This is a genomic window from Endozoicomonas elysicola (genome assembly GCF_000710775.1).
GTDB classification, from domain to species: domain Bacteria; phylum Pseudomonadota; class Gammaproteobacteria; order Pseudomonadales; family Endozoicomonadaceae; genus Endozoicomonas; species Endozoicomonas elysicola.
This window is the reverse complement of sequence record NZ_JOJP01000001.1, coordinates 1,193,825-1,215,777: the sequence shown is the minus strand read 5'-3', so window position 1 is coordinate 1,215,777 and position 21,953 is coordinate 1,193,825. Positions and strand designations below refer to the sequence as shown.

The 21,953-nt window shown below is 48.3% G+C and carries 15 protein-coding genes, 1 tRNA gene and 3 rRNA genes (1 of these 19 cut by a window edge); 6 read left to right on the top strand and 13 right to left on the bottom strand.

Going from position 1 to position 21,953, the window contains the following annotated elements:
• The first annotated feature begins 11 nt into the window (after positions 1-11).
• Positions 12-1,019 carry a HipA domain-containing protein gene (locus GV64_RS05095; protein ID WP_020581226.1) on the top strand — a complete coding sequence of 336 codons (1,008 nt, stop codon included), beginning with the start codon at positions 12-14 and terminating at the stop codon, positions 1,017-1,019.
• The gene (locus GV64_RS05090; protein WP_020581227.1) at positions 1,006-1,722 is read left to right on the top strand and encodes an HIRAN domain-containing protein; all 717 of its coding nucleotides are present in this window, start codon (positions 1,006-1,008) and stop codon (positions 1,720-1,722) included. The genes GV64_RS05095 and GV64_RS05090 overlap by 14 nt, the downstream gene beginning before the upstream one ends.
• Before the next feature lie 50 nt (positions 1,723-1,772).
• Here the strand turns inward: GV64_RS05090 and GV64_RS24145 are convergent, their stop codons facing one another.
• From GV64_RS24145 to GV64_RS05055, 6 genes are all read right to left on the bottom strand, one after another.
• Positions 1,773-2,249 carry an excalibur calcium-binding domain-containing protein gene (locus tag GV64_RS24145; protein ID WP_236632919.1) on the bottom strand — a complete coding sequence of 159 codons (477 nt, stop codon included), beginning with the start codon at positions 2,247-2,249 and terminating at the stop codon, positions 1,773-1,775.
• 51 nt (positions 2,250-2,300) lie between these two features.
• Positions 2,301-5,552, bottom strand: a complete 3,252-nt coding sequence (locus GV64_RS05080) for a type I restriction endonuclease subunit R (RefSeq protein WP_020581229.1) — start codon at positions 5,550-5,552, stop codon at positions 2,301-2,303.
• A complete protein-coding gene (locus GV64_RS05075) occupies positions 5,552-6,769 on the bottom strand; it encodes a restriction endonuclease subunit S (RefSeq protein ID WP_236632918.1) in 1,218 nt (405 codons plus the stop codon). The genes GV64_RS05080 and GV64_RS05075 overlap by 1 nt, the downstream gene beginning before the upstream one ends.
• 65 nt (positions 6,770-6,834) lie before the next feature.
• Positions 6,835-7,893, bottom strand: a complete 1,059-nt coding sequence (locus GV64_RS05070; protein WP_020581231.1) for a PDDEXK nuclease domain-containing protein — start codon at positions 7,891-7,893, stop codon at positions 6,835-6,837.
• Positions 7,890-10,193: a type I restriction-modification system subunit M gene (locus GV64_RS05065; RefSeq protein ID WP_026258064.1), complete on the bottom strand. Its 2,304-nt coding sequence runs from the start codon at positions 10,191-10,193 to the stop codon at positions 7,890-7,892. Before GV64_RS05065 ends, GV64_RS05070 begins: the two co-directional genes overlap by 4 nt.
• A gap of 362 nt (positions 10,194-10,555) precedes the next feature.
• Positions 10,556-10,632, bottom strand: a tRNA-Arg gene (locus GV64_RS05055).
• 432 nt (positions 10,633-11,064) lie between these two features.
• On the opposite strand from GV64_RS05055, the gene GV64_RS05050 reads away from it, so the two are divergent.
• Positions 11,065-11,499 carry a c-type cytochrome gene (locus GV64_RS05050; protein WP_020581235.1) on the top strand — a complete coding sequence of 145 codons (435 nt, stop codon included), beginning with the start codon at positions 11,065-11,067 and terminating at the stop codon, positions 11,497-11,499.
• 29 nt (positions 11,500-11,528) lie between these two features.
• Here the strand turns inward: GV64_RS05050 and GV64_RS05045 are convergent, their stop codons facing one another.
• Positions 11,529-12,593, bottom strand: coding sequence for a universal stress protein (locus GV64_RS05045; protein ID WP_020581236.1), 1,065 nt, complete (start codon positions 12,591-12,593; stop codon positions 11,529-11,531).
• Positions 12,594-12,653: 60 nt separating this feature from the next.
• Between GV64_RS05045 and GV64_RS05040 the strand changes: the two genes are divergently transcribed.
• The 3 genes from GV64_RS05040 to GV64_RS05030 all read left to right on the top strand — a co-directional run bounded on the left by GV64_RS05040 (position 12,654) and on the right by GV64_RS05030 (position 16,712).
• Positions 12,654-13,760: a polyamine ABC transporter substrate-binding protein gene (locus tag GV64_RS05040; protein WP_020581237.1), complete on the top strand. Its 1,107-nt coding sequence runs from the start codon at positions 12,654-12,656 to the stop codon at positions 13,758-13,760.
• Between the two features lie 149 nt (positions 13,761-13,909).
• Positions 13,910-15,145, top strand: a complete 1,236-nt coding sequence (locus GV64_RS05035; protein ID WP_020581239.1) for a GGDEF/EAL domain-containing response regulator — start codon at positions 13,910-13,912, stop codon at positions 15,143-15,145.
• A 160-nt stretch (positions 15,146-15,305) separates the two neighbouring features.
• Complete coding sequence (locus tag GV64_RS05030) at positions 15,306-16,712, top strand: SLC13 family permease (protein WP_034844049.1); 1,407 nt, start codon at positions 15,306-15,308, stop codon at positions 16,710-16,712.
• A 31-nt stretch (positions 16,713-16,743) separates the two neighbouring features.
• Here GV64_RS05030 and GV64_RS05025 read toward each other — a convergent pair whose 3' ends face one another.
• The 6 genes from GV64_RS05025 to GV64_RS05000 all read right to left on the bottom strand — a co-directional run.
• On the bottom strand, positions 16,744-17,052 hold the full coding sequence (locus GV64_RS05025; protein ID WP_020581241.1) for an antibiotic biosynthesis monooxygenase family protein: 309 nt from the start codon (positions 17,050-17,052) through the stop codon (positions 16,744-16,746).
• A 15-nt stretch (positions 17,053-17,067) separates the two neighbouring features.
• The gene (locus GV64_RS05020; RefSeq protein ID WP_020581242.1) at positions 17,068-18,471 is read right to left on the bottom strand and encodes an SLC13 family permease; all 1,404 of its coding nucleotides are present in this window, start codon (positions 18,469-18,471) and stop codon (positions 17,068-17,070) included.
• Between the two features lie 502 nt (positions 18,472-18,973).
• Positions 18,974-20,134, bottom strand: coding sequence for a M20/M25/M40 family metallo-hydrolase (locus GV64_RS05015; RefSeq protein WP_330218061.1), 1,161 nt, complete (start codon positions 20,132-20,134; stop codon positions 18,974-18,976).
• 385 nt (positions 20,135-20,519) lie between these two features.
• Positions 20,520-20,635, bottom strand: a 5S ribosomal RNA gene (gene rrf, locus GV64_RS05010).
• 48 nt (positions 20,636-20,683) lie between these two features.
• Positions 20,684-20,799: ribosomal RNA gene (rrf, locus tag GV64_RS05005) — 5S ribosomal RNA — on the bottom strand.
• Positions 20,800-20,922: 123 nt separating this feature from the next.
• Positions 20,923-21,953: ribosomal RNA gene (locus GV64_RS05000) — 23S ribosomal RNA — on the bottom strand; it runs 1,859 nt beyond the window's last position.

The following is a 21,953-nucleotide window of genomic DNA, read 5'->3' as shown; positions in this document are numbered from 1 at the left end:
CGGATTCAGCAGTGATAGACAGAGAAAATATTTTCCAGCCTACCGACCAAGTGGTTGATATAGCACAATGGCCAGTCCATGAAGATTATGAAGTATTTCCTGTTGGCGCTAGAGATAAGAGCTTGAGAGTTTGTCCTCCTGAGTCGCCCTATGGGTTCTGTTTACCAAATCACAGATACCTTTTCAAAGAGGCTATCAAAAGTGCCAAAGACCCCAGGTTGGCTCGACACCCCGATCAGTACTGGGCAGAAATTATCGCTTTTAAAATTGGTCGGCTAATGAAACTACCTATCCCTCCCGCTTTTGTTGCTATTAACTCAGAGACAGGAGAGCCGGGTTCTATTATAGAGTGGTTTATGGGGTATGAGGCCGAACCAGAAGAGCGGTTTACTCCAGGAGGGGACCATATGCAGTCATTAATTGAAGGCTATGACCGGGAAAAAGGCCGACTACATAACCTAGAAACGATCATTAAGTTTTCAAGAGCTCTCTCTCAGAAAAAGCTACTCAATCATAGCTGGCAGGAATACTGGGGATTATGCCTTTGCTTCGATGCATTAATCGGAAATACAGACAGGCACCAGGAAAACTGGGGGGTAATTTGGAACGATAAAGATAACTCGGTTCGATTGACTCCATTTTTTGACAATGGGACAAGCCTTGGACATGAGCTATTTTCGAAAAGAATCAATCAGCATATGTCAGATGATAATAGCTTGAGATCTTATATTGCGAAGGGGTGTCATCATATGAAATGGGGAATTGACTCTGATGGCCGATTACCCCTAATAGATGGAGTCGGCAGCTTTTGTGTAAAATACCCAGCAATTACCCAACTACTGATTGACAGGCTTAGCTGGGAAGAGGAAGCTCTAAATAAGATACTTAGCGAATTGACTGCCTTTGAGATACAATCGCCGCTGACTGTAGAAAGAGCAGATTTTATTTACAAGCTGACAACATATAGAAAGCTTGCTCTGCTCGAAAAATTGGAGAAAGTCGCAAATGAGGTATATTGAGCACTTAATTGAGCCAGATCGCTTACTTTTATCTTGGCAAGCACAGGAAAGTAAAAACCGCTCTCGCTATGTGGTAGGCGAGCTGGTGCGTAAAAATGGCAATATTACCCTCAACTACTTCAAGGATTCTAAGGATTTCGCAGACGCTCGCCAGCATGGATTCTCTGGTCATCCAGCATTTCAAATTCGTGAAAATGTTGATATTTATGATGACCAAGTGTTGGAAGCATTTACCAGAAGAATTCCTCCTCGTAGTCGTAGTGACTTCTACCGTTACATGGAGCTTAGAGGGCTAAATCCTGATCACGAGATCAGTGATTTTGCACTATTAGGGTATGTTGGTGCTCGTTTGCCAGATGATGGTTTTGAATTGGTTCACCCATTTGATACTGCAAAGGGGCCATTTGAGTTCATTACTGAAATTGCAGGCTTTCGCCATGAGTCGAAAGTTAGTGTTGAGGATATAGCGCTAAATTCCAGCGTTGAGTTTAACCCCGAGCCAGATAATAGTTTTGATCCTAATGCTATTCGGATCGAATTAAATGGCACAAAGCTTGGGTATGTTGATCGTGGTCGCCTTGATTTATTTCATCGCCACTTGAAAGCTGGTCACTCCGTCAAAGGAGAGATTGCGCGTAAGAATGGCACACCAGAACGACCACTAATTTATATTTATACAAAGGTTACTCCTGCCACTCATTAAATACACATGCCTGAGCACGAAAAATACATGCTCAGGCACTTATTAAATGATTACCCACCACAAAACTGCCGTTCACAAGGAACCCCATCGCCGTCACTGTCCATTTTGGTATTTGGGCAGTTGTTCAGGTAAAAAAGGGCTTCTTCACATGACCGCATTTGAGAACAGTATTGCTTCCCACTGCAGCTATAACCGGATGACAAGGTGCTGATTGCACTTCTGGTGGTCTCTGTCAGGCTCAAACCCTGGTCAGGTTCGGGTTCGGATGTCGAGCCAAAATAATCACTGGAAACAATGGTCAGAGAGCCCTTAACAGGCTCAACCGTTTCACATACAGTGCCTGCGGGCACCGTACCGTAAATGACCTCACCTTCTTTGGTAATACATTTGGTCATGCCACCAGTGGAGCTGTTGGCAGAGCCACTGACTGATGCACTTTCCAGAAAAGGTAAACCATCTTGCTGGTAATGCTGATACCCGGACCATCCCAAGACAGCAAGAACGATCATAGCGACAAGTTTCTTCATGGCCTGCTAACCACTTCCCCCAATTTTTCGATAAACATTGAAGAGGTAGCCTCACCTCTTCAGCAACTCAAAGGCTAACCTTTTCAGGCTTTCAGCCAGTGCAGGATTTGAAAGGTACTGCATCATCATTTCCTGATGAGCCTCATCACAATCCATAACCGCATCATCAAACGCCTTTGGAAAGTCGCCCAACAGCGCCTGCTCTGCCGTATTATTTCTTACCTGCGTCATTACCTCCGTATTCTCAGCGACCTTACTTGTCGTTGTGTGAAGAAAATTAATCATGTCCCCATCAGTCAGGTTGTCGGTAATAAACAGCTCATTCAGCCGCGCCACAATCTGTGACATGAACTCTTCTTTTTTATCCTTCGCTTTGGCGGAGCCCACATCGCTGCCCGGCTCCAACTTATACTCCGGACTGTCTTCCTGCAGTTTGATGTCCTGCTGGCGGATTTTGGACAGACGATAGTGGCTCATTACCACGTTATCCAGATCAATGTCGTCTTCTTCATCCCGCTTCTCTCTTAACAGTGGTCGCAGGTAACGGGCGTAGAGGCTGAGCTTTTCCAGCTCCTTGTCGTCGTAGTCCACAATCTGGGACATAAACTCGTAGAAGCGGGTAAAGCTGCCCAGGTCCTTCTTGAAGATTTCCAGTGCATCCTTTTCTTTCTTGCAGTCCTTGAAGCTGTTCTCAGCGTTTGCCATCAGCACCGCATCTTTGGTTTTTTTGGTGCGTTCGAACATATCTTTTGCCAGAAGATAAGCGTCAATGGCTGAACTGTACCGCTTCTGCCAACGCTCTACCGCAGGCTTGCAAATGTTACTGATGGCCGCATTACTTTTACTTTTCATCAGAAAGGCATCGCAGAACTGTTCCACTTCGTTCCAGGTAAAAATGCCACTGGCACGGAGTTTCTCATACAGCTCAAAGATCTTTTCAGGGTTGGAGACATCTGCCAGCTCAGCGGTCTGGTAGTAAGGCTGGAATGCCTCAAGAATGGCTTCCGGCTCGTTCACAAAGTCCAGTACAAAGGTGCCGGTCACTTCCTTACCGGGATAGGTGCGGTTCAGGCGCGACAGGGTTTGTACACATTCCACCCCGCCTAACGGTTTGTCCACATACATGGCGCAGAGCTTGGGCTGGTCGAAACCGGTCTGGAATTTATTGGCCACTAGCATAATCTGGTAATCATCGGTGTCGAAGGCTTTGCGCATATCCCGGCCTTTCAATGCCGGGTTCATGTTCTTTTCGGTGAATTTCTGGTCCAGCAGCGCAAGACTGTCCGGATCGTTCTTGTTGAACTCCACCTCACCGGAGAAGGCAATCATTACTGCTATGCTGCTCTTCTGTTCCGTCAGGTATTTATCAAACGCCAGCTTGTAACGCACCGCTTCTTTACGGGAGCTTGTGACCACCATCGCCTTCGCCTGACCACCCAGCAGCCCCATCACATTGTCTTTGAAGTGTTCGACAATCACCTTCACTTTCTGGGCAATGTTGTACTCATGGAGCCGCACCCACTGGCCCAGTTTCACCTTGGCCTTTTTGCTGTCCACCTCTTCATCGACGGCTTCAATCTTCTGGGCCAGCTGATACGCCACCTGGTAGTTGGTGTAGTTCTTCAGCACATCGAGAATAAAGCCTTCTTCAATGGCCTGGCGCATGGAGTACACATGAAAGGCTTCGGGCAGATTCTTTTCTGAAGCTGGTTGTTTCGGGTCAGGTAGTCGACCAAACAGTTCCAGCGTCTTCGCCTTGGGGGTTGCGGTGAAGGCGTAGTAATTCAGGTTGCTGCTGCCTTTGCGAGCGGCTATCGTGGCATCAAGGATATCTTCCGAGGACACTGGCTTATCTTCATCAGCCGCTTCTGAAGCATCCAGCATCAACACTTCTTTCAACTGTCGTGCGGTAGAACCAGTCTGAGAAGAATGCGCCTCATCGGCAATCACGCCGTAACAGCGTTCCTTCAGACTGGTGCTGTTCTCAATGGCGGCCAGCACATGGGGGAAGGTCTGAATGGTAACAATGATAATCGGCTGGGCGTTTTCCAGTGCAGCTGCCAGCTTCTCAGATTTGGAACCGTCGCCTTCCTTATTATTGATCCGGCCCACCACACCATCGGCGTGCTCAAACTGGTAGATGGTGTCCTGCAACTGGTCGTCCAGCACCGTGCGGTCGGTCACCACGATAATGGAATGGAACGTCTTGTTGCCATCGTTATCGTACAGGGTGGAAAGCTGGTGCGCGGTCCAGGCGATGGAGTTGGACTTGCCGGAACCGGCACTGTGCTGCACCAGATACTTGTTGCTGGTGCCTTCACGTTTGGCAGCATCCACCAGCCGGTTGACCACATCCCACTGATGATAACGGGGGAAGATCAGGGTTTCCTTTTTCGACTTACGACCTTCCCAGTCTTCTTTTTCTTCAATCTGTAAATGCACAAACCGCCCGATAATGTTCAGCAGGTTATCGGGTGTCAGCACCTCGTTCCACAAGTAGTCTGTAGCATAACGGTTGGCATCTTCCGGCACATCGTTACCGGCACCACCTTCCGCCGTTCCTTTGTTAAACGGCAGAAAGTAGGTATCACTGCCCGCCAGCTTGGTCGCCATATAGACTTCATACTGGCTGACTGCAAAATGCACCAGCGCACCCCGCTTGAAAGTAAGCAGCGGTTCCGGCTTTTTGGTTGCCGGGTCTTTCGGCAGTCGAGTGGTTTTGTACTGGCGAATGGCGTTATCGACGGACTGTTTAAACTCAGACTTCAGCTCCAGCGTAGACACCGGCAGACCATTCACAAACAGCACCAGGTCAATACGCCAGGCTTTCGCCTTCTTACCGGTAGCAGCAAGATGCTCTGCCGTGGCATAAGGGCTGTAGACCAGCTCCGGCACAAGTCGACAACGGTTCTGTTGATATCGAGCCAGTGTCTCCGGGTTCAGCGAATGCTCCGGCATAAACTGACACAGCGAGAAACGGGCATTGCGAATCTTCAGCCCGTGTCGCAACACGCCCAGCGTACCGTAACTGCGAAGGTCTTTATCAATGGCGTTGGGATCAGCCTTTTTTAACTGGGTCACCAAGTGGCTGATAAAATGCTGCTCTGAATCGGTGGGGAACACCTTGCAGAACTTGGCCCATTCCTTCGGCTGGGTCTCCTGCACAAAGCCCAGCACATCGCTGGTGTATAGGGCGGTTTCCCGGTCGTACTGATATCCCGAACCTAGTTGCCAGCCATTGGCCTGCATTTGGGTGATGATATCGTTCTGGAAGATGGATTCTACGCTAGCATCCGTGCTCATTAGATGACCTCTACTGCTTGTTCTTTTTGTTTTGGTGCGACCCAATTACGGACATCAATCTTGCCGGTAACGGCTGCAGAAATCAGGGCTGTGCGGCGTTCTTGGAGGTATCCAATTTGTAATTCCGCTTCTGTGATAATCCCGTCATATTGGAACTCCAGCGTCTCAATATTGGAAACAATATCATTCTGCTCTGACGGAGGAGGAAAAGGCATTAAGATCTGTCCAAGCTCTTCAAAGTAAAGCCTAAGCCTCATTTCCATAATGCCTCGTGACCAACGTTTGAACTCGCTTTGCGTTTGTTTTGTTCTGAACAAATAATGGAAAAACTTTGGGTTTAAGTCTCGTCGTTTACGTAAAATATCGTACGCGGGGCTTGTTACCCCATCAAAGTCTGAATATCCCACAGCGCCCATCCAAGCCAGCAGCTTGTTCACAACCAAATCACCTTGCTTCACTATCCAATAACCATCGGTGGTTGATGCTTTGTTGCCTTTTTGTTCTAGTGACTTTCTTGGACGAACGCCGATATCCGTATAAACGGATAGTAACTCCATATCATTATTAACAGGTGCAGGATGGCACTCTAGGCTGAAGAATCGCTTTGTTTTTATTACTTCCCAATGCGCCGGTACTTCCCCCAGCCACTCCACACCGGAATCCTTCATCGGTGCACCGGGGTTCAAACCTTTGGTGACGGCATGACTGATCACCGCCTGTCGTTTTTCTTTCAACAGCCGGATAAGGGATTGCTGCTCTTCGATCAGGGTGTCGATTTTGGCGGTTTCATGGTCGAGGAAGTTGGCGATTTGTCTACGCTCCATCTCTCGTTCCGGCACTCCAAAGGAATAGTTCCCCAGATGCTCCTGAGTCATGCTGGGCAAGGCTGTATTCGTTGAATAACGGTCAAACTGGATTGTCAGTGCGAGATAATGAAGATATTTAGCAGGAACATCCTTGTTGATCTCGGTGTAGTACATCGTATCAACAGTCCAAAACGGCTCATTAATGTATAGAGGCTTATCAATAGTCCCTTTGCGACCAAGCAGTACGGACTCTTTGTCATACATAAACTTCGTGGCATAGGTGAACTTACCACCAGAACCCATAACAGGATATCCGCTAGTAGCTTCTACTGTTTTATAATCTTGCCCATTTTTAATCTGAGCTAGGTGCTTCAGCCTGGCAACCTTCCAATGTGTTGGAATATCTCCCAACCACTCAACCCCAGAACCCTTATACTCCGGATACGCCCTGTACTTGCTACCACTAACTACCTGGTTCACAACTCACCTCCCAGTTCCTGCTCAATTTCTTCCACACTGGGCAGTTGCGATTGCAGGTTTTCCGGCAACGATTGCGTCAGTTGATATTCCGACACACCAATCGGCTTCTGGATGTCGCTAAGGGCGTACTCCGCCACCAGCTTATCTTTGTTTTTGCACAGCAAAATACCAATGGTGGGCGCATCACCTTCTTTACGCAGTTGCTCATCCACCGCCTTGATATAAAAATTCAGTTTGCCCGCATGTTCGGGTTCAAACTCTCCCGCCTTCAGTTCAATCACCACATAACAGTGCAGACGGGCATGGTAGAACAGCAGATCAATGTAAAAATCCCGTGTACCCACTTGCAGTTTGACCTGCTTGCCCATGTACGCAAAACCGGCACCCAGCTCCAGCAGAAACTGGGTAATATGCTTTATCAGCCCCTGTTCCAGCTCTTTCTCGTTGTAGCTTTTGGTGAGGGTGAGGAAGTCAAACACGTAAGGGTCTTTCAGGGTTTGCTGCGCCAGGTCGGACTGTACCGCTGGCAGAGTGGCACTAAAATTACTGAGCGCGGTTCCTTCCCGCTGCCACAGGCCACTGTCGATCTGGTGAATCAGTACATTACGGCTCCAGCCATGCTCGATGGTGCTGCGAATGTAATACTGCGCCTCATCCACCGATTGGCATTTGCTGATGATCTGTAAATTGTGTCCCCAGGGCACTTGAGCTAATTGGGCAACAGCCTGTTGCCCAATTGCCTGATCCCGTGAGTAAAACAGGAACCACTGCCGAATGTATTTAAGGTTGCGTTCAGAAAAGCCTTTGATGTCGGGGAATGCTTTCATCAGGTCTTTGCTGAGCTGTTTTAAAAAACCATCGCCCCAGTTAGCCGTAGACTGCCGCTGAACAATATCGGCCCCCAGTTCCCAGTAGAACGTCAACAGGGTGGTGTTTACTTGAACGGCGGCCTTGATTTGGGTTTGCTGCACCTTTTGTTTGAGGTCTTTTAACCACCGCTTGTAGTCACTGTTGTGATTTAGGCCGAGGCTGGTGCTGTTATTCGCTTTGCTCATGAATGCACCTCCGCCAGCAGGCCCATAATCCGCTTACTGACCGCATCCAGATCGGCATCAATGGCTTCCAGCGAGCGTGGCGGCTGGTACTGGTAGAAGTGCCGGTTAAAGGGGATTTCATAACCGACAATACCGATCTCGCCGTCTTTGTCGTCGCACTTGTCGGCGTTGATCCAGGCATCGGATACATGGGGCGCTACTTCGCGGTTGAAGTAGGTTTCGATCAGTGTGGTGGTGCTGACCGATGGGTTGAGAGGGACGTTTTCGTTATCCCGCAGGTCGCCATCGGACTGGAATTCGACCACTTTGCCCTTGTACATGAATGCGCCGTACAGTGGTTGTGCTTCTTCCTTTAGTACCTTTTTAACAACGGGTTCGGCCTCTGGATTTTTGCGGGTAATGGCATCGAGGAACTGCTTTTTCTCTTTGGCATCCAGTGTCGTACCGGTTTGCTTCAGTGCTGCTTTCAGGCTTACCTCAAAGGTGTTGAAGTCATTGCTCTGTTCGCTGCTGATTGCATCCTGCAAGGTTTTGGCTTTGTTCATCAACGTGATCTGGAACTGCCAGAGCTTGCTATCGAGCAGTTCTTTGATCTGCTTTTCTTTCAGCTCTTTGAAATCGGCTTTGATCTTGGTGCGAATAACCGTTTCGTTCTCTGACAGGTGCTGGTGGCAATCGTCACCGAATTCTTCGTGAATCCAGCGCATTACGGCATTAAATGGCTTGGGTGCAAAACGGAGACCTTCGATCGCTTCATCGGTGATCTGGGCTGACAGTCGCAGCGGGCGCTCAATGGTAATACGCCGGTAACCGAATTCGTGACTCTCAAAGATTTTGCTGGCAAAGGTTTTGGGTGCTTCAACCTTGGCGTTGGCCGACTGCCTGCCCCGGTTACTTTTCTGTTCAGCCGGTTTGCTCAGTACCTGCGGTTCAATGACCTCAAAGGCTCCAAAGCTGCGGGTGATGGTTTTAATGTCGTTGTCGCTCATCAGGTTGCGCTTGGAACCCAGGGACTTACGCATTTTGCCGCACAGGTTCACGCCGTTGATGAGTTGCACCTTGCCTTTACGGGTTGAATCCTTCTTGTTAGACAGCACCCAAACATAGGTGGCAATGCCGGTGTTGTAGAACATATCGGTAGGCAGGGCGACAATGGCTTCGAGCAGGTCGGCCTCAAGGATGTAACGGCGAATTTCGCTTTCACCGCTGCCTGCACCGCCGGTAAACAGGGGTGAGCCGTTGAGGATGATGCCGATTCTTCCACCGTTCTCTGTATTGTCCCTGAGCTTGCTGATCAGGTGCATCAAGAACAGCAGGGACCCGTCAGACACCCGAGGCAGGCCAGGGCCGAAACGACCGTCGAAGCCTTTGAAGGTGTGTTCGTCTTTGATCTCACCTTCGATCTTCTTCCAGTCCACACCGAATGGCGGATTGGAGAGCATGTAGTCGAACTGGTCGGCCACCAGTTGATCGTTAGACAGAGTGTTGCCCAGTTTAATACGGCTGACATCCTGACCCTTGATCAGCATATCCGCTTTACAGATGGCGTAGGACTCTGGGTTCAGCTCCTGGCCAAAGGCTCGCATCACCGCTTTCGGGTTCAGGCTGTGTACATACTCCATACCGGAGGACAGGAAGCCGCCGGTACCCGCTGTCGGGTCATAGATGGTGCGGATAATGCCTTCTTTGGTCAGGGCATCGTCGTCTTCCATAAACACCAGCGAGGTGGTGAGGCGCACGATGTCCCGTGGGGTAAAGTGCTCACCGGCGGTCTCGTTGGAGCCTTCCGCAAACCGGCGGATCAGTTCTTCAAACACCAGCCCCATATCGTGGTTGGAGATTTTGGCCGGGCTGAGATCGGTATTGGCGAACTTGCCCACCACTTTGTACAGCAGGTTAGCTTCGTTCAGGGTGCCGATGAATTCATCAAACCGGAAATGCTCAAAGATCTCCCGCGCATCTTTTGAGAAACACTGGATGTAGGTTTCCAGGTTGGACTTGATATCACCCTGACCCAGCTTCGACAGGTTCATGGGGGAGGTGTTGTAGAACGATAACCCACCGGTTGCCCGCAACAGCATTTTCTCCATACCGTCTTCCGGCAGGTTCATCACTTTCACTTTTTCATACTGCGCCAGCACATCGTTCTTACTGGATTCCAGCACACATTCCAGACGACGGAGCAGAGTAAAGGGCAAGATGATGCGTCCGTACTGGGACTGTTTAAAGTCTCCACGCAGCAAGTCGGCGACGGACCAGATGAAGGCAGCAAGGTTGTTATGAGACTGGGTATTGGGCATGGTCAGCACTTGGAATCAGAACGTGTAAGGCCGGGACAAAACGACAGGACAGGCTTAGTGCCATTATAAATGGTTGGCAGAGCCTCTAACCCGGCTACCGGAATTTATAAACCGGGGAAGTTTACCGCTAATCGGGAGTTGGATGTAGTCGGGTCGATGGATAAGCTGAGACTAAAGCACACCTTGATGGCTACAGCTCAAATGCCGGACATTAATCCATTTAGCGGAATCAGCGTTATCAAAAATGAAGACATCAATTTGTTAGAACAGAATGATTGGGAAAAAGTGTTAGAACCGTGTTAGAACGAGATTTTAGAGAAGGTTTTGAGAGGAAGGAAAATGACGTAACTCGTTGATTTTACTGGCGCACCCGAGAGGATTCGAACCTCTGACCTCTGCCTCCGGAGGGCAGCGCTCTATCCAGCTGAGCTACGGGTGCACATCCAGAGCAGCAGACAGCGACTCCAGCGGTGGGTAATAATACTGTTCCGCCCTTATACTGTCCATGATTTTTTACCTTACTGGTGCTTCAATTGCAAAACACTGACTTTATACATTTGCTACAGGAAAGTTTGTCCCAGCTTCAGCAAATGAAATGGCGGTGATCACTGATAAATCAAATAGTCTGTACAGTAATGCAATAGCAAAGCCAAAAGAATTACCGAAGCGAGCACCGTATAAACCCTGTTTTAGAAATACCAATTGATCTATAATCCCATTGCCTAAAATAATTCGGCTACACAGGCGAAAGCTTATAAGCGAGTCTTAAGCTACTCTCTCAGCTCATGCAGTATCAGCTCATGCAGCGCCTGAAACAAGATAGCCATTGATAGCCTTAGAAGAGGACAAGCGAGTGTCACGGGGAACTCATATGCGTGCTTTGATTCTGTTAGTCGGGGGACTATTCGCGTCGCTGGTCTTTGCCAAGCCGGCTGCAGACCTTGATCCAACTACTCGTGGTGAGATAAGCGAGCGTATTGCACCGGTAGGCTCCGTGTGCCTTGCTGGAGAAGAATGCGCCAGTGCTGCCGGCATTGCAGCAAGCACCAGCAGTGGTCCAAGAAGTGGTGACGCCATTTATGGCAAGTTCTGTGTGGCCTGTCACTCTTCAGGGCTGCTGGGTGCGCCAAAGAAGGATGACACTGCTGCCTGGCAGGCTGCCGAGAAGAAAGCAGGAGGCTTCAGCAGCCTACTGTCCAATGCTATTAATGGTATTCGCAGCATGCCTGCAAAAGGTACCTGCATGGATTGTTCGGACGAAGAGATCAGCGCCTCTATTGAGTATATGAGTGGCCTCAAGCCCTGACCTCTCAGGGCCGGACTTCTTCAAGATAGTTAGCTGCTGGCGGCCTCTGCTGCCAGCGGGCTGATAAACCCTTCTGGTTTTACCGCCAGAATCGAGCAGTAAATACTGTTCATAATGTTTTCAGCCGTGTTTCCGACCAGAATGCCTTCCTTATGGCGTCCTAGAGTGCCCATTACAATCACATCCACATTCAGTTCATTGGCCAGCTGTTGAATCTCAGTTGCAGGATTTCCCCTTAACAGGTGGATCGATACCGGTTGCTGTTCGTCATTCTCAGTAACCCCCACTTCCTGCATGATTTCCTGAAGTTTGTTGTGGTAACGCCTCTGGGTTATTTCCTGAAGTTCGTAAAGCTCTTCATCGGAAAGTGTTTTCAATGAGCGTTTCCCTAAAGGCACATTCCAGACGCTGACCAGGTGCAATGCTGCGTTCTCCTGGCTAGCCAGGTATACACCGTATTGCAGGAGCGTTCTGTTCAAGTCGTGGGCATCTGAGTCCGGATCACCTGCATCCATGGCAACCATGACTTTGCCATTGAAGTCTGCCAGCTGATCCCGATCTGACATCATCAAAATGGGAACCGGGCATTTTCTGAGCAAGGCCAGGTCATTGCCGGTTAGCTGCTTACGGGTCAGGGCCCCGCTGGCATCCGCCAGTTTGATCACCAGATCAATATGATACTCTTTGATCATTTTATGAATCGCCAGCCTTGGACGACCGGGAACAATCAGAGTCTCCGCTTCAATCCCCTGCTCCCAGGCCATGGCCTTTAGCCGCTCAAGTTCATCTTCCAACTGCTGACGAAGATGATCTTCCAGCCTTTTTTCCAGTGGGATGAATTGCAGGTGATGCAGGGTTTCCAGGCTATGGTCAAACAGGGCAATCAACAATGTGGCCCGATTATCCAAAGCCAGACGGAAAGCCTGTTGGAGCTCCATATCCGAGGTGTGTTGCCGGGTAACTGCCAGAAGGATTGAACGAAAAGCATGCATCAACTTAGTCTCAAACCGATAACAACCTTGTTCAGTATCGCAGGAATTAGTTTCTCTGCCCGAGATTCTGCGAATAAGGGCCGTGGAACTCTTGTAGAACATGGTTGCTGCTATATAATCGCGCTCCCAATTATCCCCTTGTCAAAGGTTTACGGCACGCTTATGAAAAAGTTGTTCATCGTCGCCGCACTGCTCTGTGCAGCCCAGCTCCAGGCCTCAGATAACACTTCAGACAAAAAAGCTGAGAAGCTCTATTTCTATAACTGGAGCGATTATATTGCTGAAGACACGATCAAGAATTTTTCACAGAAAACGGGCATCAACGTTGTTTATGACGTTTATGACAGCAACGAAGTTCTTGAAGGCAAATTACTCTCAGGACGAAGCGGTTTCGATCTGGTCTCTCCTTCCCATGACTTTTATAAAACGCAGATTCGGGCTGGCGTTTACGAACCACTGGATAAGTCCAAGCTCCCCAACCTGAAAAATCTGGATCCCGTCATTATGAAGGCGATCTCGGATAACTTTGATGAGGGCAATACCTACGGCATCCCTTATCTCTGGGGCACCACAGGTATTGGTTACAATAAGGCAGCGGTAGAAAAGGTTCTTGGCAAAGACGCGCCGGTTGACAGCTGGGCTCTGATTCTCGAACCTGAAAATATGAAGAAGCTGCAAAAGTGTGGCGTTGCATTTCTGGATGCCCCCAGCGAAGTTCTTCCTTCTGTCATGACCTATCTGGGTATTCCCGGTGACAGCCTGAAGATGGGGGATTATAAAAAAGCCGTCGAGCGGATGAAAGCCGTAGCGCCTTACATTACCTATTACAATTCAGTCCGTTCTCTTTCAGATCTGGCCAACGGTGATATCTGTGTTGCCCTGGGCTGGTCTGGCGACATGATGATGGCTCGTGACCGGGCAAAAGAAGCGAATAATGGTCTCGACATCCGCTATGTTGTGCCCAAAGAAGGGGCTCCCATGTGGTTTGATATGCTGGCCATTCCCAAGGATTCAAAGCATAAAGACGCCGCACATAAGATGCTGAACTACCTGATGGAGCCTGAGGTTATTGCAGATGTAACCAACTACGTCACTTATGGTAATCCTAACCCGGCATCAAAGGCATTCGTAGAGCCCGGTATTGCCAATGACCCAGGCGTTTTCCCATCAGAGGAAACCATGGAAAAGCTTTTTGTTTTCAAAGAGCTGCCAGGCAAACTGAAGCGCTATATCACCCGTGAGTGGTCTAGAATCAAGTCTGGAACCTGATATTTTTCAACGAGTTATCAGAAGGGACTTCCCTTCTGATACTGCTCTCAACGTTCCGTTGGTCAAATATTACTAAAAAACCCTTCCTCATACTGTCCAATACGCCATACTTTAATAGGATAGGAACTACTTTCAATATCGGCTTGGACATGGACAGCAGAATAAGCTCCCTTAGTATCCTCATTTTAGAAGATCACCCTTTCCAGCGTATGGTGGCAGAGCAGACAGTGTCTGGCCTTAACGTAGGAAGGTTACTTACTGCAGAGGGCAGTGAGCAGGCATTGAAGTTCCTGAAAGATAGAGGCGCCGTGGATATTGTTATCTGCGACCTTGATATGCCAGGCATGGATGGCATCCAGTTCATCCGTCACCTGGCTGAGCAAAACCTCGCTCAAGGGGTCATAGTGCTCAGTGCCATGGATGCAGCACTGATCCGTACCGTCGAAGATATGGCAATGGCACATGGTCTTGTGGTGCTTGGTCATATGTCAAAACCAATGTCACGCAACCGCCTCAGAGAGCTGCTTGAGCTCTACTTTGTCGAACAGACCGCCAACATCGCTCAACCAGCAATACCCAAAGAGCTAACGTTTGATGAAGATGAGCTGGACAAAGCCATTAATGACGACCAGTTTGTCCTCTACTATCAGCCAAAAGTGCTACTGAAAAGTGGGCGGATGGTCTCCGTCGAAGCACTGGCCCGCTGGCACCACCCAGAGATCGGTGTAGTTAATCCGGTGCACTTTATCCCCATGATGGAAAGTTCTGGCCTGATTGCACCAATGACCATAAAAATGATTGATCTGGCACTTGACCAGGTTCGCCTCTGGTGTGAGCAGGGAAGAAATATTGCAGTAGGTGTTAATCTCTCCGCAGCCATCCTGAGCAATACCGATCTGCCAGATATGCTGATTCAAAAGACACGGGATCTGAACATCCCCCCAGAACTGTTAACCCTGGAAATTACTGAAAGCAGCCTGATTCAAAATGCAGCGCTCTCTCTGGAAACTCTGGCCCGGTTCAAACTACACGGCTTTTCACTCTCCATTGATGATTTTGGTACCGGCTATTCCAGTATGCAGCAGTTAAACCGAATCCCCTTCAGTGAATTGAAAATTGATCGCTCTTTTGTTTCCAATGCCTGCCATGACAAAACCCATAAGGCCATTGTTGAAGCCAATATCAGTCTTGCTCACAATCTGAATATGCAAACTGTTGCAGAAGGTGTTGAAACAGTCGAAGACTGGCAGTTACTTCACGAACTTAACTGTGACCTTGCACAGGGTTACTTCATAGCGAAACCCATGCCTGCAGAAGCGCTCTCTCAGTGGGAGCAGGAATGGTTAACGAGGCAACCCATCTCCCCGCCTAAACCCAACCTTTGATCACTGCATCCCTGCCATGATTCATCCCAGACACCTGCTCAAATAGCAGCCACATTTTGAAAATCATTTTTCATTGACCTGCTTCAGTATGTTCGGTACGTCATTAATGCATCATAAGCAGCACTAAGAATTTTAAACTGATCAAAGGTCAATGACGTCTATGTCTCGCACCATCAAGCTGTTGCTGATTGCAGCCTCATTTTTCTGCCTGTTCTTTCTTCCCGCTGACTTTATCCCCATTGCCAATATCACTATTGAGCAGCAGCGGGTTTTAGCTATTTTCCTGATGGCTACCCTGTTATGGGTGTCTGAAGCTGTCCCCGCGTACGCAACATCTTTGCTTATTCTGGGGTTACTCTCCATTACCGTTTCCAATACCAGCCCCTACTTCCTCAGAGAAGCATTAAGCCCGGAGGATATGCTGAATTACAAAGAGATTCTCAGCAGTCTGGCGGCGCCAGTGGTTGTCTTATTCCTTGGCGGATTCTTTATTGCGATTGCTGCAACCAAGTACAAGTTGGATATTAACTTGGCCAGAGTGCTGCTAAAGCCCATTGGCAGTGATTACAAGAAAGTAATGCTTGGCCTTATGGGGATTACCGCTTTCTTTTCCATGTTTATGAGCAATACAGCTACTACAGCCATGATGCTCACATTGCTGACCCCACTGCTGGCCAACGTAGACACCACAGATAATGGTGTGAAAGGCATCATTCTTGCCGTGCCTATCGCGGCAAATATTGGCGGTATTGGAACGCCAATTGGCACCCCACCAAACGCCATTGCTTTTCGTTATTTAACCGGAGAGCATGCCATTACTTTTGGCGAATGGATGCTGTTTGCCATTCCGATGGCGATTGCTTTGATCATGATTGCCTGGGTGCTACTCCGCAAACTATACCCAGGCAATATCAAAGAGCTTGCCGTTAAAATCGAATGTACTTTTGAAAGGTCGCCAAAAGCCTGGCTCGTTTATGCAACGACAGCGGCGACTGTACTTCTCTGGACAACCTCCAGCATTCACGGCGTAAACTCTTATACGGTCGCCTTACTCCCCGTTATTGTTTTCTCACTGTCTGGCATCATTGATACAAACGACATCAAAAAGATCAACTGGGATGTGCTCTGGCTGATTGCCGGTGGTATTGCCCTAGGTTATGCCCTTGAGAAAAGCGGCCTGGCTCGAGCCATTGTTCAGACCATTCCCTTTGATACCATGGGCACTTTTGTTGTTTTATTCCTCATGGCCGTTGTATCAATGGTGATGGCGACGTTTATGTCAAATACCGCTACAGCCAACCTGCTGATGCCCATTGCGGTTTCTGTCGCGACGGTTCTGAGCGGGTTGGAAAACTACGGAGGTATCAGCCTCATGGTGATCTGTGTCGCACTTTCCGCTTCAATGGGTATGTCACTACCAATCAGTACACCGCCCAATGCTTTGGCACATGCTACTGGGATGGTTGCCAGCAGAGACTTTATCAAAACCGGTAAGTTCATCAGTACCCTTGGCGTAGTACTGATCTTTTCAGTCATTACCCTACTGGGTGTAGCGGGTTACTTCTAATCAAAAGTCTGGCTATTTTTGACAGCCCCTATCATGGGGCTGTCATCCTATAGTCCTTTTCCACTTTAGCAATACGAATCCGGTAATCACTGAATAAGTGGTCTCTGCCATCTTGCTGACAAAGCATGTGGCTCATATCCTGTTTCCATTGATATATCGCTTCTTTACTCTCCCAGAAGGAAAGACTGCAAACTTTTCCTTCATTAGTCAGGCTGCCAAAACGCTCTGCTGATATAAAACCCGAATAGTTGGCAAGTTTTTCCCGCATCTTTGCACCCAGCGCCAAGTAACTATCCTGGCAACCGGGTTTTATTTCCACTTCAAAGATCACCGCATACATGAATGATACTCCCCCTTAAAAGAAGCCCATCCAGGTCATCAGCATCAGTACCGCAAAGATCAATAGAACCCCCAATGGGCTCAGAATCTGAGCTGTTTTGATAAAGTCTTTGGTATCAACTAAACCTGTCGCATGGGCCAGAGCATTTGGAGGGGTGCTGATTGGCAATCCCATACCCAGTGAAGATGCCAGGGCAACTGCGGTTCCAATAACCACAAGTCCACCCATTTCCTCAATACTGGCCACAGATGTAGACATGGAGATAGCAATAGGCATCAACAGGTTGGCTGTTGCCGTATGGGACATAAAGGTCGCCATGACCATACACAGTATACTGATGCCCAGGATAATGCTGACGGCTCCAAACTCCTCAAAAGGCACCATACTGACAATAAGCTCTGCCAAACCGGAAGAAGCAAGTGCAGTACCAATCGCGATACCACCGGCCAGTAACCAGAGAACGTCCCAGCTGATATGTTTCAGATCGTGCTTATCCACAATACCGCAGAGGCTGAATACGGCTACCGGAATAATGGCAACTGCATAAGCGTTAATGCCATGAACACTGGAGAACATCCATAACAGGATAGTCAACGCCATGGTGATATAGACAATATAAGGCTTTAAGCCCTTCTCAAAACGACCATCAATCTGAACATCCAGATCACCACCGCTGGATGGATACATTTTCTGCAGTAACCACCAACTGAATGCAATCATAATGACGGTAATCGGTACTGCAAACAGCATCCAGCCACCAAACGACAATGCATGTTCACCGACAAAGTAACGGAAAGCGATAGCATTGGGCGGCGTACCAATAGGAGTCCCCATCCCCCCAAGGTTAGCTGCGATGGGAATACTCAGAACCATAGCGCGACAGCCGGGATCCTGACTATCCATTCTGGCAACCAGTGGCGTCATAATGGTTAACATCATGACACTGGTTGCAGTATTGCTCATAAACATGGAGAAGATGGCTGTGATGATCATCACACCAAGCATCACTATTTCATACTTTTGACCAAATGGTTTTAACAAAACGCGGGCAAGGTTAATGTCCACTTTGTACTTGGCACAAGCCAGGGCAATAAAGAATCCCCCCAGGAAAAGCACAATCACCGGTGACGCTAAACTATTAAATATGGTCGTATAGGCCAGCATATCCTCTCCCAGGCCATCCCTGAGAGGAAAAGGAGCACTGTTTGACGCTGTCAGCACCAGTAGCATGATGATAAGCAGGGAAGTGGCAAAAGCTGGTACTGCATCACTGACCCACAACAAAGTAGCCAAAATAAAAATGGCCATTACCCGTTGCTGAAGGACTGAGAATACACCTTCAGGAAAGACCAGTTCAGGAAAGCAGAATAGCCCCAGAAATACCAACGCTATGGGGATAATCTTTTTTTGCGAAGTCATTTAAACATACCGTCATGAGCTAAGAAAATAGAGCGGCGTGTTCAAATATATGGAACGCTGTTACACATCAGATATAAACTGATTTTGTCGTTCTTTTAATAATTGGCTTTAGAAGGCAGTTGATTTATTCAGTGCAAAATGCAGTTTTTTCATCGCCGTAGCCAGAACACACCTTTGTTACTGAATAATCTTGCACAATGTCGTTGCTCGTTGCCCTGAGCCAAGTCATAAAGCAGTTTACTTTTCTCTTAGTCATTAAAAATAACGCTTTACAACCCAATTGAATTCATTAATCAACTCAATCTTCATGACCGTTAATTAGTTATTTTGAAAAGCAGTGTTATCTTTTAAATAAATACGGTATCCATTTTTACAAATACAAATTTATAAACAAACTTACCCAATCATCCATGATTCAATGATTACGTTGTTTACTTAAATGAAGAATTTTTGTCATCAGCTTCAGTCAGCAGAAGCTGATGACAAGCACAGTCTATTATACTCAACTCTCAGGACTGCCGGATGCCTTGATTAAAGACTTGGAGAGTTCTAATGCTGTATTGATACTCTCTATGGAAATACGCTCGTTTGTGCCATGAATGGAGCCCGTGAGTTCCATGTCCACACTGAATGGGTGAAACCGGTAAATATTCTCTGAAACAGGTGCGTAGTGAGGGCTGTCGGTGGTTGCTGTGAGCATGCCAGGTACGACGACCGTTTCCGGCAGAACTGCATTGATGGCCGATTTGACCTGCCTATAGCCAGGAGCATTCATATCCGCAATGGGAGGACTGGTTTTCCAGTCCTCAGCAGAAATATCAATGGATGAATCATCAATCATAGTTTCTACATCGTTGATCAGCTGTTCAACCGGTGTACCAGGTAATAGACGAAAGTTGACCTTTGCCTCTGCTTTTTGCGAAATCACATTCTCTTTGATGCCTGCATTAATCATGGTAACCGCTGTCGTAGTTCGAACCATCGACTGGCTTGTTTTATCTCCGGACATCACTGACAAAAGAATGGCCTGACTAAGCCACTGGTTTCTCATCATAAAACCTTGAATACCACCAATATGCTCACCCATTACTTTCAACATATCCGCCACAGGCTTAACCAGCTCTGCTTTGAATGGGTTTTCATGAAGCGTTGTCAGGGCCTTGCTTAAATTGACAATGGCATTGTTATTTACGGGCATGGAAGAGTGTCCACCATTCCCAGTCGCTTTAAAGGTTAATATGACATAATTTTTTTCAGCCAGTGCAATCATGGCAAGAGAGCTGTCTGGCAGCATTGGATGACCATTTACAACCAGCCCGCCTTCACCAACAACATATTCAAAATTGAAACCCTGATCTTTGAGATAAGCAGCAATATTAGCCGCCCCGTCACGACCGCCAATCTCTTCATCGTGACCAAAGGAAAATACCATGGTGCGCTCAGGAGCATAACCTTCGGCTAACAGAGGCTCTACCGCCTCAAGTGTTGAGATCACTGAAGCCTTATCATCTAGTGCACCACGACCCCACAAATATCCATCGGCTACACTTCCAGCAAACGGTGCATACTGCCAGTCATCCTCAGTTCCTGGTTCAATTGGTACAACATCGTAATGGGAATCAAACAGAACCGGTGAAAGACCTGAATTATTGCCCTGCCTGATGTATACAAGACTATAGTCAGCTATTATTTTTTTCTTTAGCTGACTGAGAACTCGTGGGTAGGTGGTTTCCAGAAACTGATGAAAGTTGAGAAAGACACCATAATCAATGGCATTGAGGTTCTGGTGGCTGATGGTCTGATAACGAATGGCCTTGGAGAGATTATCTACAGCTGGCCTGCAGTGAAATGAGCAGCAGGCTGGATAAGATGCGACGACAATACATCGAGCATTCCTTTTTTTATTTAAGTATCGTGCGACGAATAATATGCCAGTGGAATTCAGAGCTCAATGCATTGGGATCAGAGCAGTGCCTTTCTCTCCATTAAAGAATGATTAAAAAACAAAAAACCCCCGACAGCATTGCTATCGGGGGTTCGTATTTTGTGCCTGAAGATGACCTACTCTCACATGGGGAAGCCCCACACTACCATCGGCGATGCATCATTTCACTACTGAGTTCGGGATGGGATCAGGTGGTTCTAATGCTCTATGGTCTTCAGACTAAACTGGTATCTTCGAGCTTTACGCTCAGAGATTATAGAATTTGGTGCCTGGCGATGACCTACTCTCACATGGGGAAGCCCCACACTACCATCGGCGATCGGTCATTTCACTGCTGAGTTCGGGATGGGATCAGGTGGTTCTAACCTTCTATGGTCGCCAGGCTTAACTGGTTGAACTCAAAGCCTATCGGCTCTCAGTTCCGGAATCCTGTCTTAAGCTGCTTCTTGCTTCACACTCTTGCGTATGGCTGTGTATCTCTACACTCTAAATCGCTTTGGCGTTATATGGTCAAGCCGCACGAGTCATTAGTATTGGTTAGCTCAATGCCTCACAGCACTTACACACCCAACCTATCAACGTCATAGTCTTTAACGGCTCTTCAGGGGCATCTGGTGCCCAGGGAAGTCTCATCTTGAAGGGGGCTTCCCGCTTAGATGCTTTCAGCGGTTATCCCGTCCGAACATAGCTACCGGGCAATGCGTCTGGCGACACAACCCGAACACCAGTGGTCCGTCCACTCCGGTCCTCTCGTACTAGGAGCAGCTCTTCTCAAACTTCCAACGTCCACGGCAGATAGGGACCGAACTGTCTCACGACGTTCTAAACCCAGCTCGCGTACCACTTTAAATGGCGAACAGCCATACCCTTGGGACCGGCTTCAGCCCCAGGATGTGATGAGCCGACATCGAGGTGCCAAACACCGCCGTCGATGTGAACTCTTGGGCGGTATCAGCCTGTTATCCCCGGAGTACCTTTTATCCGTTGAGCGATGGCCCTTCCATTCAGAACCACCGGATCACTATGACCTACTTTCGTACCTGCTCGAGATGTACCTCTCGCAGTCAAGCTGGCTTGTGCCATTACACTAACCGTACGATGTCCGACCGTACTTAGCCAACCTTCGTGCTCCTCCGTTACTCTTTGGGAGGAGACCGCCCCAGTCAAACTACCCACCACACAATGTCCCCGATCCCGTTTCAGGACCTGGGTTAGAACCTCAATATTGCCAGGGTGGTATTTCAAGGATGGCTCCACGCAAACTGGCGTTCACGCTTCAAAGCCTCCCACCTATCCTACACAAGCAACATCAAGATCCACTGTGAAGCTGTAGTAAAGGTTCACGGGGTCTTTCCGTCTAGCCGCGGATACGCTGCATCTTAACAGCGATTTCAATTTCACTGAGTCTCGGGTGGAGACAGCGTGGCCATCGTTACGCCATTCGTGCAGGTCGGAACTTACCCGACAAGGAATTTCGCTACCTTAGGACCGTTATAGTTACGGCCGCCGTTTACCGGGGCTTCGATCAAGAGCTTCT

Excerpts from the sequence above, each read along its gene's own strand:
- GV64_RS05090 (WP_020581227.1), top strand. The coding sequence starts at position 1,006 with ATGAGGTATATTGAGCACTTAATTGAGCCAGATCGCTTACTTTTATCT.
- GV64_RS24145 (WP_236632919.1), bottom strand. The coding sequence starts at position 2,249 with ATGAAGAAACTTGTCGCTATGATCGTTCTTGCTGTCTTGGGATGGTCC.
- GV64_RS05080 (WP_020581229.1), bottom strand. The coding sequence starts at position 5,552 with ATGAGCACGGATGCTAGCGTAGAATCCATCTTCCAGAACGATATCATC.
- GV64_RS05070 (WP_020581231.1), bottom strand. The coding sequence starts at position 7,893 with ATGAGCAAAGCGAATAACAGCACCAGCCTCGGCCTAAATCACAACAGT.
- GV64_RS05065 (WP_026258064.1), bottom strand. The coding sequence starts at position 10,193 with ATGCCCAATACCCAGTCTCATAACAACCTTGCTGCCTTCATCTGGTCC.
- GV64_RS05050 (WP_020581235.1), top strand. The coding sequence starts at position 11,065 with ATGCGTGCTTTGATTCTGTTAGTCGGGGGACTATTCGCGTCGCTGGTC.
- GV64_RS05045 (WP_020581236.1), bottom strand. The coding sequence starts at position 12,593 with ATGTTCTACAAGAGTTCCACGGCCCTTATTCGCAGAATCTCGGGCAGA.
- GV64_RS05040 (WP_020581237.1), top strand. The coding sequence starts at position 12,654 with ATGAAAAAGTTGTTCATCGTCGCCGCACTGCTCTGTGCAGCCCAGCTC.
- GV64_RS05035 (WP_020581239.1), top strand. The coding sequence starts at position 13,910 with ATGGACAGCAGAATAAGCTCCCTTAGTATCCTCATTTTAGAAGATCAC.
- GV64_RS05030 (WP_034844049.1), top strand. The coding sequence starts at position 15,306 with ATGTCTCGCACCATCAAGCTGTTGCTGATTGCAGCCTCATTTTTCTGC.
- GV64_RS05025 (WP_020581241.1), bottom strand. The coding sequence starts at position 17,052 with ATGTATGCGGTGATCTTTGAAGTGGAAATAAAACCCGGTTGCCAGGAT.
- GV64_RS05020 (WP_020581242.1), bottom strand. The coding sequence starts at position 18,471 with ATGACTTCGCAAAAAAAGATTATCCCCATAGCGTTGGTATTTCTGGGG.